This window comes from Noviherbaspirillum sp., from assembly GCF_035254685.1.
In the GTDB taxonomy this organism is placed as follows: Bacteria; Pseudomonadota; Gammaproteobacteria; order Burkholderiales; family Burkholderiaceae_D; genus Noviherbaspirillum.
On sequence record NZ_DATFAI010000016.1, the window covers coordinates 94084 to 106535 of the forward strand.

The following is a 12452-nucleotide window of genomic DNA, read 5'->3' on the forward strand; positions in this document are numbered from 1 at the left end:
CCGCCTCCGGCGACAGCGGAGGCGGCTTCTTCCAGTCAGCTGCCCAGTTCCAGATCGTTCACCATCAGCACGTCGCCGGCCTTGACTCCCTTGAGATGAACCTTGACGCCGAGCTTGACGTCGGCTGCAGTGCCATGGCTGATCGTCGCCTGCGAGGCGTTGCAACGCTGCCCGCGCACTACGAAGTCGGCAAGGCTCGTGAACTGCTCGATGGGCGCTTCGATTTCCACCTGCGTCAGGATCTGCTCGCTCTCCGTTTCCACCTTGCTGGCCTTCAGCAGGCCGGCCTGCCAGGTGCCCTCCACCTCGACGCGCGTGCCGACGGTGATCTGCAGCGTGGATGGCTCCAGCACGGCGTTGCTCGCATCCACCTCGGTGCTGCCCATCATGAAGTGACTGCCGGAGAGCATGGTTGTCACGACGCCTTCAAGTTCACCCTCGCCATGCTGCGTGGCGCCTGCAAGCGGTCCGAGCAGCGTGGCGCTCGTGACTTCCAGGCTGTCGCCGGCTGCAGAGAGGGTTCCACTCACGCGAACCAGGTTGCCGGAGTCTAGCGCGCCGGCAGCAGTGCCGGTCAGCATGATGCCATTGAGCGAGCGCACTCCGTTACTGACGCTGACCAGGCCGCTGCTCACCGCGGTGGTATCCGTCACGACAGCGATTCGCGTCGCCGTCCAGCTGCGCGCATCGGCGCTTGCCTGCAGGCCCCACACCGCCACACGCATGCCGGGCGTGAGCTGCGCCGCTGATGCGACGCCGTCGAACACGGTGCCGCTGTCGGTCTTGATGGTCATGCCGTTCAAGGTGATCTGGCCGGATGTCACCGCCGAGATCGTGCCTTGCGCGGCTGTCCAGACATCGATCCGCGAGGCAGTACCCAGCGTCGGCATGGCGCCGGATTGGCCCTGCACGCCGGCCACCATGCCGATGCGCAGGTCCGACGAGTGAGCCGCGCTGCCGTTCACCAGCACCGTTGCATTCGTATCGTCGAATTTGATGCCGTTGACCACCACGCTGCCGAATCCCGAGATGGAACCCTGGGCATACATGCCTGTGCCTCCCGTGCCGGGCAAGCCGATCTGAATCCCGCCCCCGCAGGCTACGAGGGCCGATACCGCAATGGCGAGTACGCTGCGCCGCGACAGTCTTGCTGTCCAAGGTTTCATGTTGATCTCTTTCGTCTGGATTTTGACGCGGCCGGCGTGGCCGCCTTGCTTTTGGATTCTGTCGCGGACGCCTTCCCGGCCTGGGCCGCATCATGAAAGTACACGCCGAAACGGATGCGATGCCTGGGGCCCTGGATGCTCTGGCTGCCCTGACTGCGCTGCTTGGCAGCGGAGGCCATCTGCAGGAACTGTTGCAGGGCAGTGCTCCACAGCCGCCGTGCCAATTGCTGCAGCTGCTCGGCCTCGGCGGGCGGCAGATTCTCGAGGAAGGCGCTTTGCTCCAGCATCAGCGGCGCGCTGCGGCCGGGCGCCAGGTTGTGTACGGCGGTGGCCAGGTGGTCGCTGACGTTGGACGCGAGGAAATGAAAGGATTCGCTCAAGCCCTTGTTCGGCACAAAGGAGCTTGTCTTGAGGTGAACATAGCCATCTTCGGTCAATTCCACCACGCCCAGCCGTTGCAGTTCGTCGAGCACTGCGCGGGCACCGGCATCGCGCGTGACTTCGGCTACCAGCGTCGTGAAGTCCGGCTCGCCAGGGTGGCCGCGCCCAGGAGTGCGAGCGAGCGGACGGGCCGTCTGTTCCGCGGTCAGGTAGCGCGGTTCGCTGATCCAGCGCGCAACGACGGATGCTGCCACCGGCACCATCGGCGGCGCGGGATCGACGGCGACGGGCGCGTCCCGCAGGCGTTTCACGTCCTTGCGGTGCACGCCGGTCAGAAGGGCGATGCGCGTGTCTGAACTTCCCTTGTCGGCCAGGCCGTAGGCGGCAACGGCCTCCGAAACGAGCGCCTGCTTCAGCAGCTCCACCATCGATGGCAGCTGTAATCCGTGATCGATCATCAGGCGCGCCAGTGGCTGCAGCAGGCGTGCGACTGCCTCCGCTGCGAGGGCAGGCTCGGGCAGGCCGGAGGCAGGTTGCTCGCTCGGTTCAGGTGGTCGTTTTCGGGCGGTCATGGAGGTAATGGATCTTGCCGGAAAGGGGGAATTATGCCCGCGTTCTCACAAATGCTTACGAATTTGACACAGAGTTGCTTGACAGTAGGTCACAAATCGGTGACTATTTGCGGGAAATTTTCCCAAATTAGTGGGGCCAACGCAAGCTTTATCCGCACGCTTTGCCACATTTCGCAAGGAGCTACCGACGATGAAAAACTTCCCCATCCAGTCCGCCGCCGTGGCCACTGCGGCCATTGCCGCGCTGCTCGCCTGCCCGGTGCAGGCCGTCGAAACCGGCCAGTCCGCTCCGGATTTCGAGCTGCCTGGCAAGGCCGCCACCATCAAGCTCAGCGACTTCAAGGGCAAGACCGTCTACCTGGACTTCTGGGCCTCTTGGTGCGGGCCCTGCAAGCAGTCGTTTCCGTGGATGAATGAAATGCAGAGCCGTTATGGCAGCAAGGGCTTGCGGGTGGTGGCAGTCAACGTTGACCAGAAGCCGGATGACGCCAGGTCCTTCCTGAGCACCAATCCGGCCAGCTTCGAAGTGGCGTTCGACCAGGCGGGGAAGGTGCCGCGCGCTTATGCGATCAAGGGCATGCCGACCTCCATGCTGATCGGCCCCGACGGCAAGGTGCTCATGGTGCATGGCGGCTTCAAGGAAGAGAAGCGTGAAGAACTCGAGCGCCACATCAAGACCGCGCTGAACCTGAAGGACCAATGATGAAGCGTCTCATGTTCCTGATGTCTCTTGCGGGTGCGGCACTGCTCGGCGGCTGCACCAATCTCGGCCAGGTCAATCCCTGGGAGAAGGGCAACCTCGCCAGGCCGGCCATGACGTTCGACGGCGACCCGCTTAACCAGCGTTTCGTGCAGCACATTTACAGCAGCAAGGAAAACTCCAGCGGCGGCTATGGCGTCGGTGGGGGCGGCTGCGGATGCAACTGAAGGGCGAACACATGACCAGAAATTCCCAACGTCCCGAAACCGCAACCGGCGTGCTCCTTGCGTCCCTGATTCTTCCGGGCCTGGCAGCACTCAGCGCGATCGCCCCCTCGAATGCGGCAGCGGAAAACGCGCCGGAAAAAACCACCCTCGCAGTCAAGTACGGCAGCTACAAGGACAGTCAGCCCGGTTGGGACCGGGTCAAGGTCGATGCACCGCAGGTCTACATACAAGCTCCGATCGCCGGCGAGTGGTCGGTCGAAGGCTCGGCCGTCGCCGACAGCGTGTCGGGCGCATCGCCTCGCATGCACACGCAGCGCTCCGGCGCCAGCAACATGAGCGACAACCGCAAGGCGGGCGACCTCAAGGTGACGCGCTACACGGCGCGCTCCGCCGTGTCGGCGGGCATCGCCTATTCGGATGAACATGATTACACCTCGCGTGCCTTCAGCCTCGACGGGCGTTGGTCGAGCGAGGACAACAACCGGACCTGGACGCTCGGTTATGGCACCTCGATCGACCGGATCGACAACACCTCGAACGGCGTCAACACGGCCATCAACCAGCGCAAGCGCACCCATGAACTCATGGCCGGCGTGACGCAGGTCCTCACGCCCAGCGATATCGCGCAAATCAACATCACGCGCGGCACCGGGCACGGCTATTTCAACGACCCCTACAAGTCCTTCGACCAGCGGCCCGGCGAGCGCAATGCCTGGATCGGCCTGGTGCGATGGAATCACTACGTGGAGCGCTTTGGTGCCGCTCTGCGCAGCAGCTATCGCTACTACAACGACACCTTCGGTGTGAAATCCCATACGGTCGGCCTCGACTGGGTACAGCCGGCAGGCAAATGGACACTGACGCCGGGCGTGCGCTATTACACCCAGAGCGCGGCGAATTTCTATCGCGACCCGAAGTTCAATGCGCAGGGCCAGTACGACATGACGGCCACCATCCTTAGTGCAATGGCCGCGCCGGGCAACAATTCCTTCGACCAGCGGCTCGCGGCATTCGGCGCCACCACACTCTCGATGAAAGTGGCGTATGCGTTCACGCCGGACACCAGTGCGGATGTGAAGGTCGAAACCTATCGGCAGACGGCTGGCATGCGGTTCGGCGGGAATGGCAGCCCCGGGCTTGATACGTTCCGCGCGCAGTTTATCCAGGTCGGCCTGACCCATCGCTTCTGAAGGTGACCGATGAGCCGCTGGCGTAACTTGCGATTCGATTTCCAGGCCATGGCATCACCCTGCAACATCCAGATGGATGGCAGGGATGAACATGCCATGCGCCGCGCGGTCACGGCGGCGATCTCCGAAGTGCGTCGCATTGAAGAAAAGTACTCGCGTTACCGGGAAACCAGCATCATCAGCCGCATCAATCGGGCCGTTGGCTCCGAGGCTGTCGAGGTCGATAGCGAAACCGCGAGCCTGCTGAATTTCGCAGAGCAACTCTGGACGCTGAGCGACGGCTTGTTCGACATCACCTCCGGCGTGCTGCGCCGAGCATGGGATTTCCGAAAGGGACGCCTGCCTGAAGCCGATGCATTGAAGGCATTGATGCCGCTGGTGGGATGGTTGCATGTAGACCGCAAGGGCAGCACCGTGCGATTGAGCAAGCCGGGCATGGAACTGGACTTTGGCGGATTCGGCAAGGAATACGCGGTCGATTGCGCGGCGGCCGTCCTGAAGCATCACGGCATCGAACATGCCCTGATCAATCTCGGCGGCGACCTCTACGCGCTTGGCCCGCGCGGCTTTCCCGGCCATGAAGGCAAGCCGTGGCTGGTCGAGATCCAGCACCCGCGGCCCGACACGACCCGGCCCGAGGCGCCGCTTGCCGTGCTGCCGCTGGCGCGCGGCGGCCTGGCCACCAGCGGCGACTACGAACGCTTTTTCATTCACGAAGGGCAGCGTTACTGCCACATTCTGAATCCGCAGACCGGCTGGCCCGTATCGCACTGGCAGTCGGTCAGCATCCTTGCCGCCAATGCCACGACGGCGGGTGCCCTGTCCACCATCGCCATGCTGAAAGGTCCTGAGGCCATCACCTGGCTGCAAACCCAGAACGTGCGTTACCTGGCCGTGCGGCACGACGGACGCGTGATGCGCAACGACACTGCAGATGACGGCGACGAAGGTCGCCATTCCGTTTAACCGCCGGTCCGGACGGACTATTTTTACTGTCTCAAACAGAGGAGCCGCAACATGAAAATTTCCACACCCCGATTCACCCTGGGCCTGGTTGCCACCGCCGTCCTCGCCCTCACCGCGTGCGGCGGAGGCGGGGGCGCGTCAGGCAACGCACCTGCGACCGTAAGCCCGACCGTCATGGACGGCCTGATCCAGAATGCGCTGGTATGCGTCGACAGCAACAACAATGGCGTGTGCGACACCGGCGAAGTCCAGGGCCGTACCGACGCCAGCGGAAAAGTGACACTGAATGTCGCTGGCACTGATATCACCAATGCCCAACTCGTCGCGATGGTCGGCACGGATGCCGTGGACGCCGACACTGGCCCGGTCACGACACCCTACACGCTGACTGCCCCGGCAGGCAAGCATGATGTGATCAGCCCGCTGACCGACATGGTGCAGGCGAAGATCCGCCGCGACAAGGTCAGCGAGGAGGCCGCGGAAGCCTATGTCAAGACCCAAACCGGCTTGAGCATTTCCATGTACGACGACTTCGTCGCCAAGCGCGGCCAAAGCGCCGAGCACAAGAAGGCCGGCGAGATTGCCCGTCTCCTGGTGGTCAGCACCCAGCAATCCAAGCGCGTCGGCGCTGGCGCCGCCGCCAGTGCGACTGCATGCCAGACCGGTGCCGAGCACGACGATGAGCAAAACGAAGAGACACGCATCGACGACAATCTCGTCACTCGCCTGGACGAGGTCCGTCGTGCCACGGATGAAATCGAACACGAATCCTGCGCAAGCGGCAGCTTCGAAAGGGATTGCGGTAGCAGCATCCAGATGAAAGCTGCGGTGCTGAGCTGCACGACGGCAGGCACGACGAGCGGTACGACTGCTGGTACGACGTCTGGCACAACAACTGGCACAACAACTGGCACAACAACTGGCACGACGACTGGTACGACGACTGGTACGACGACTGGTACGACGACCGGCGCAACGACTGGCACGACCACCGGCACAACGACTGGCACGACCACCGGTACGACCACCGGTACGACCACCGGTACAACGACTGGTACGACCACTGGCACGACCGTCTCCGCAGCGAATGGCAAAACGCTCTATGCCGCGAATTGCGCCATTTGCCATGGCGCCAATCCGTCCCTGAACTCCAACAAGATCCTGCTCGGCGCCAATTCTCCCAGCACCATCCTGAACGCGATCGCCACCAACAAGGGCGGCATGAGCTTCCTTTCGGCAACGATCATGACCCCTCAGGCAACGGATATCGCCGCCTATCTCGCGAATCCCGGCATCTGATCTGAATCGAAGAAAAAACTTTTCCCTGTTGCTCACTCGGGCGAGTGAGCAAGTTGAGCGCCTTCCTTTCCAGGAAAGCGCTCTTTTTTATGAAAAAGCCGGAAGTTGGATTAACGCTTCGCCTTGAGGCTTGCTTTCGGCGCCAGATAGGTGCCCGTACATCCAGGCGTGCCGCAGTGGCAGGCAAACGCACGCTTGATTGCTGGCGTGTGGCGGCCTTCGTAGATCAGCGCATAGTTGTAGTTCAGTTCCTCGCCGCGCTCGATCGGACGCATGGCATAGACGTAGACACGTCCATCCTCGTGCTCGAAGGCTTCGCAATTCGGCTCGCAGGCGTGATTGATGAAACGCGCATCGTTGCCGCGCCGACCGCCGTCGATTACACGGCCGTCATGCAGGGAAAAGAAGAAGGTGTGATTGACCGGCCCACCTCGCTCCTCCGCGCGGCGCTGGGCTTCTTCCCAGTCGATCCGCTCGCCCCGATACTCGATGATGCAGCTGCCTGCCGCGATCTTGCGGATGGCGAACAATCCCTTGCCGTGGACCGGCGACGCTTTCACGACATATGGCCTTGCAGTGGACGAACGTGACGAGATTGGCATGCGAGCGATTGATGCGCAGACGACGCAGGCTTTGACAAGGGCGTGGTCCGTATGTTCAGTAGGTGCCGTATTCCCAGTGGAAGAGTTCGCCCGGCGCCAGCGCGACCGCGGACTTGCGGAGTTTTCCGTCGGCCACCGATGCCAGGTAGATGCCGTCGCGCGTCTCGTTCTTCGACCAGGTCCGCATGTCAAAGCGCTCGTCGCCCGTGAGGCGGTGCACAGCGATGTCCCGATAGGTAAGCGGTTGTCCGGGCTCGCAGACATCGGGCGGGTTTTGCGCGCTCAGGAAATAGACCGCGCTCGTTGGCTTGCCGACGCGCACGGCGGTGTCGCCCTCAACCAGCAGCGCAGCGCCGGAATCCACACCGATGCCGCGCACCGGGCGTTGCTCGGTATCCTTCGTGATGCGTGCCATGAAGGCAATCAGCCGTCCGAGACGGTTGCGCGTGTCGAAGTGCGTGTCCGTGATGACTCCCTCGAAATGCGGAAGGTCGAGGAAGTCGCGCGCCAGGGTCAGCCGCTCGTGGTAGGGATCGGCCAGCGCCATGGACGAGCCGATGGAGCCGCGCGCAGCGCTGAAGACATACTGGCCGAGGATGGCAAGCCCGGCGCTGATTCCCCCGATGGGAACATTGCGGCTTGCGAGTTCCTGGATTGCCTCCTGCACCGGCGTGCCTTGCCAGTAACGCAGGTATTCGCTCTGGTCGCCGCCCATGATGAACAGGGCGTCGGCCTCGCGAATGCGCGCGGCGACTTTCGGATTGCGCGCCGCGGCAGCATCGGGAATGATGAGCGTCTGCACCGACGATACGCCCCCCATGCGGTAAATGTAATCGTTGTACTCGTCGGAATTGTCGACGCCGATGACCACGAAATTCCCGCCGCCCGCCTTGGAAATCATCCACCTGAAGGCTTCATCAACATTCGCATCGCCGCCCATCAGGACAAAGGAAGGCGTCGACGGCCGGGCAGCGTGCATCTCCACCGGCTGCCCCACGACGGTATGACGGATGCCGTGCACGGCAACATGCCCGGCCGGCGCCAGCAGCAACGAAAGGAGTAAGAGGAGCAGGCCGCCCATGCGGAGCAGTCGATGCATTGCAGTTAGGAATGGCTCTTTTGCGCCCGCGAGGAAAGCCGGGCGATGCGCGCGAAAAAACATCATCGCAGGAAGGTTCAGGCTGGTTGACGCAACAGCCCGTTAATGTGTCGGAAGCCGGATGGAGGTGTTTTGCGCAATCACAAGCATGATGGCGATCTGCGTTCCTCCAGGCATCAATTGCGTTCGGGAGCCTGACTGGCGATGCTCTGCATGAAATGCCGAACTGGAACAAAATTGCCGAGGTCGCACTCGATTAACGAGTGCCATTCGTCCGGAAAAAGCATCGAACGCTTTGACCGGGAGCGCGTTCCCGCCCCCGGCGTAACGCATTATCTGAAACTGCCAAGGAGTATTGCCATGACCGACCGTTATTCCCGTTATGAACAGCTCAAGTTTGACCGGCCGCACCCGCGCGTCCTGCGCATTACGATCAGCTCGCCCTTGAAGCTGAATGCGATGACCGCGCGCTTGCATCGAGAAGTGTCGGAGATCTGGCGCGACGTGGATGATGACCCGAGCATTTCCGCGGTCATTATTACCGGCGGGCAGAATTCCTTCTCCGCGGGCGGCGACCTGAACCATGAACGCAAAGTGTGCGACGACTACGACATGCGCATGCAGGCCATGAAGGAGGCGCGTGACCTGGTGTACGGCATGATCAATTGCTCCAAGCCGATCGTCAGCGCAGCGCGCGGCTGGGCTGTCGGCGCCGGCATTGCGGCAGTGATGCTCGCGGACATTTCCATTGTGGCGAAGGACGCGAATTTTTCCGACGGCCATGCAAAGATCGGCGTGGCGGCGGGCGACCATGCCACGATCCTGTGGCCCCTGCTGTGCGGCATGGCAAAAGCCAAGTACTACCTGTTGACGGCAGACAGTTTCACCGGCGCTGAAGCCGAGCGCATCGGCCTGGTCTCGATGGCGGTGGACGATGCCGAGCTGGATGACAAGGCCGTACAGGTTGCCTCGAAACTGGCGGAACAGGCCCCGGCAGCCTTGCGCTGGACCAAGCACACCTTGAATCACTGGCTGCGGCAGGCAGCGCCGATCTTTGATGCGTCGCTCGCGCTGGAATTTACCGGTTTCGGCGGGCCCGAGGGCAAGGAAGGTATCGACGCATTCCTGCAGAAGCGCAAGGCGTCATATTCTCCGGATACGCCGTTTTAGGGCGCCGGGCAGGGCGCTGTGTCGCGAGCGGCATGCCGCTCGTTGTCAGCAAGACATGTCTTGTGTTTCGATCATCCAACATGCTGTCAAAGACCTCAATTTCTGACAGGTAATCTGCTAAAGTACCGCCCTTAAATATGCATCTTGAATATGCACCACGGATATGCACCGTGGGCGCACCGGTGCTGGTCGTAATACATAAGGCAAAGACTGCAACATGGCGGTGACGGGGTGGTTTGGATGGTCGGCGATATGGCTTTTACCGCTGGCGTGGCGCCTGTCGAAGACGTTCCTGAGTAAGCTAAATAAGGGCAGCAAGGAAACCAGCGGCGGCCAGCTACGTGGCCAGGGTTCCATTCGCCTCTGGCTGGGCACCTTCCTGATGCTGTGCGCGGGCAGCGCGCTCGAGGCATACGTCCGGACGGATCCGGCCACGGCAGGCGGCCATCCGGCTTTCGGGCAGTTTGTCGCGTCCGCGGTATCCGGCCTGTTCGGAACGGCCTTCGGCGTTCTGGTATTGCTGGCGACGGTGCTCGTTGCGCTGCCCTGGCTGTTTGGGCGCAGCGCATCGAGTCTCGCCGGGTGGTTTTACCGCACCGCTGCAAACTTCCTCAATAAGGGTGAGCGCACTAGTACGAGGCCGACAGAAAGGTATCGCGCAGCAGACACACCGCCCGTACGCTCGCGTCCGGCAAAGAAGCGCGCGGCCGGCGGATCACCGGGAAAGACGGAGCCCTGGAAATTGCCTGCGCCATTTTTTGGCAGGGACGCCGTGCACAAGGTGCAGGAAACGGTAGAAACACCGCGCGCGAAAAAAGCGCCGACCGCACGGCCCACTGAAGAATGGGCACCGTTTGAAAGTATTCGTCCGACATCGGCCATGCTCGCACGCAAACGGACCGGGCAAGCGGCAAGTGTGCCGCAAACGCCGGCGGAACCGGTCAGGATCATCGTCCGGCCCGGCGACAGGAAACCTGTCATGCACGTGGACAATGTACGCAAACTGTCCACCTTGAGGAACGCGGCATCGGCACCGCAAGCTCCACAAAAACCCGATGTACCGGCTCCGGCGACGAATGTGATGTCGCCGCCATCGAGCCCGGTGCGACTCGACGAACCGGTGGCGGTCGTGGAAAGCGCCGTCTGCCGAGTGCAGCCGGAAGAACCTGCGCCGCTCGTCGTCATCGAGGAAAACGAGACCTCGTTGCGGCAGCCTGAAAGCATCGATGCGCTGCATCAGGAAGGCAGCGACTTCAGCGCTGTCCCTGTCCAGGCCTCGCCTGTGGCTGAACTCCCGCCGGCGCCGGAGACTTCCGTAGCGCAGCCTTCAGCCATGGCACCCGCCATTCAACACGACATGCCGCCAGTCCGCCCGGCACCTGCCGCGCCGCCGTTGCGCGTGATAACGGGCGAGTCGTTTGCATTCCAGACGCCATCGGAAATTGATGTGGACCTGCCGGGCATCGATCTGCTCGACATGCCTTCCGGCATGGCCATCGATATTTCCGCAGCCGAGCTCCAGCAGACCGGGCAATTGATCGAGCAGCGGCTCAAGGAATTCAAAGTCCCGGTGACGGTACTCGGCGCATGTGCCGGCCCGGTCATCACGCGCTTCGAGATCGAGCCGGCGATTGGCGTGCGCGGCGCGCAGATCGTCGGTCTGATGAAGGATCTGTCACGTGCGCTCGGCCTGACCTCGATTCGCGTGGTCGAAACCATTCCGGGCAAGACCTGCATGGGCCTGGAGTTGCCGAACAGGCATCGCCAGATGATCCGGCTCTCGGAAATGCTCGCATCCGATGCCTATCGCACCTCGCGCTCACTGTTGACGCTTGCCATGGGCAAGGACATCACCGGCCTGCCGGTGGTGACGGATCTGGCGCGCGCACCGCACATGCTGGTGGCGGGTACCACCGGTTCGGGCAAATCGGTGGCAATCAACGCGATGATCCTGTCATTGCTGTACAAGTCAACGCCGGCCGATGTCCGCCTGATCATGATCGACCCGAAGATGCTGGAGCTGTCGATCTACGATGGCATTCCGCACCTGCTCGCGCCGGTGGTCACCGACATGAAGCTTGCCGCGCATGCCCTGACCTGGTGTGTCGGCGAGATGGAGCGGCGCTATCGACTCATGTCCGCGCTCGGCGTGCGCAATCTTGCCGGATTCAACCAGAAGATCCGCGACGCGCGGGCGGCGGAAAAGCATGTCGCAAACCCGTTCTCGCTCACGCCGGATGCGCCGGAGCCGCTGTCAACGCTGCCCATGATCGTGGTGGTAATCGACGAGCTAGCGGACCTGATGATGGTGGCGGGCAAGAAGATCGAGGAACTGATTGCGCGCCTCGCCCAGAAAGCGCGCGCTGCTGGCATCCACCTGATCCTCGCCACGCAGCGCCCTTCGGTGGATGTCATCACCGGCCTGATCAAGGCAAATATTCCCACACGCGTCGCCTTCCAGGTTTCCTCGAAGATCGATTCGCGTACCGTGCTGGACCAGATGGGCGCCGAGTCCCTGCTCGGCAATGGCGACATGCTGTTCCTGCCGCCCGGCAGCGGCTATCCGCAGCGCGTCCATGGCGCTTTCGTGTCGGACGAAGAAGTGCACCGCGTGGTCGAATACCTGAAGCAGTTCGGTGAGCCGGAGTATGAAGAAGCCATCCTCGCCGGCCCGCCGAGCGAGGACGCCGCGCCTGATCTGTTCGGCGAAACCGGCGGCACGGAATCCGACCCGCTGTATGACGAGGCCGTGGCGTTCGTCGTGCGCACCCGGCGCGCATCGATCTCGTCCGTGCAGCGACAGCTGCGGATCGGCTATAACCGGGCGGCCCGCCTGGTCGAGCAGATGGAAACTGCCGGCATTCTTTCGCCCATGGCCTCCAACGGCAGCCGCGAGGTGCTGGTGCCGCCCGCATGAAGCGCCATGGTGCCGAGGCCCCACTTCCCGCTCGTTTGAGCTCACTTATGCACAACGATATAATGTCGGGTTTTTGTTTCCAGCCGTCGAAGGTGGCCCGGATTCGCCTGAACAGGGCCGGATCGCCGGTCCGGGCGATGGGCAGCCTGGACGATTTCTCCCC

Annotated in this window: 11 protein-coding genes; 7 read left to right on the top strand and 4 right to left on the bottom strand. The window is 62.5% G+C overall.

Annotated elements, in window-relative coordinates:
- Positions 1-35 precede the first annotated feature (35 nt).
- Positions 36-1166, bottom strand: coding sequence for a DUF5666 domain-containing protein (locus tag VJ698_RS04150; RefSeq protein WP_324101423.1), 1131 nt, complete (start codon positions 1164-1166; stop codon positions 36-38).
- Positions 1163-2119, bottom strand: coding sequence for a DUF6502 family protein (locus VJ698_RS04155; RefSeq protein WP_324101424.1), 957 nt, complete (start codon positions 2117-2119; stop codon positions 1163-1165). Before VJ698_RS04155 ends, VJ698_RS04150 begins: the two co-directional genes overlap by 4 nt.
- Before the next feature lie 190 nt (positions 2120-2309).
- Between VJ698_RS04155 and VJ698_RS04160 the strand changes: the two genes are divergently transcribed.
- From VJ698_RS04160 to VJ698_RS04180, 5 genes are read left to right on the top strand one after another with little or no spacing between them, the layout of a single operon-like run.
- Entirely contained in the window at positions 2310-2822 is a 513-nt protein-coding gene (locus tag VJ698_RS04160; RefSeq protein ID WP_324101425.1) for a TlpA disulfide reductase family protein, read from the top strand.
- Positions 2819-3046, top strand: a complete 228-nt coding sequence (locus tag VJ698_RS04165) for a DUF4266 domain-containing protein (protein ID WP_324101426.1) — start codon at positions 2819-2821, stop codon at positions 3044-3046. Before VJ698_RS04160 ends, VJ698_RS04165 begins: the two co-directional genes overlap by 4 nt.
- An 11-nt stretch (positions 3047-3057) precedes the next feature.
- Positions 3058-4236 (top strand): DUF3570 domain-containing protein, encoded by a 1179-nt coding sequence (locus VJ698_RS04170; protein ID WP_324101427.1) that lies wholly within the window; start codon positions 3058-3060, stop codon positions 4234-4236.
- Positions 4237-4245: 9 nt separating this feature from the next.
- Positions 4246-5202, top strand: a complete 957-nt coding sequence (locus VJ698_RS04175; protein WP_324101429.1) for an FAD:protein FMN transferase — start codon at positions 4246-4248, stop codon at positions 5200-5202.
- Positions 5203-5253: 51 nt separating this feature from the next.
- Positions 5254-6501: a cytochrome c gene (locus tag VJ698_RS04180; protein ID WP_324101430.1), complete on the top strand. Its 1248-nt coding sequence runs from the start codon at positions 5254-5256 to the stop codon at positions 6499-6501.
- Between the two features lie 110 nt (positions 6502-6611).
- Here the strand turns inward: VJ698_RS04180 and VJ698_RS04185 are convergent, their stop codons facing one another.
- A complete protein-coding gene (locus VJ698_RS04185; protein WP_324101431.1) occupies positions 6612-7103 on the bottom strand; it encodes an SET domain-containing protein in 492 nt (163 codons plus the stop codon).
- A 55-nt stretch (positions 7104-7158) separates the two neighbouring features.
- Positions 7159-8202, bottom strand: coding sequence for a cyanophycinase (locus VJ698_RS04190; RefSeq protein ID WP_324101432.1), 1044 nt, complete (start codon positions 8200-8202; stop codon positions 7159-7161).
- 360 nt (positions 8203-8562) lie between these two features.
- Here VJ698_RS04190 and VJ698_RS04195 point away from each other — a divergent pair, with 360 nt between their 5' ends.
- Together VJ698_RS04195 and VJ698_RS04200 are read left to right on the top strand one after the other, a co-directional pair.
- Positions 8563-9372 (top strand): enoyl-CoA hydratase/isomerase family protein, encoded by an 810-nt coding sequence (locus VJ698_RS04195; protein WP_324101433.1) that lies wholly within the window; start codon positions 8563-8565, stop codon positions 9370-9372.
- A gap of 217 nt (positions 9373-9589) precedes the next feature.
- Positions 9590-12289 (top strand): DNA translocase FtsK, encoded by a 2700-nt coding sequence (locus VJ698_RS04200; protein WP_324101434.1) that lies wholly within the window; start codon positions 9590-9592, stop codon positions 12287-12289.
- Positions 12290-12452: the final 163 nt, after the last annotated feature.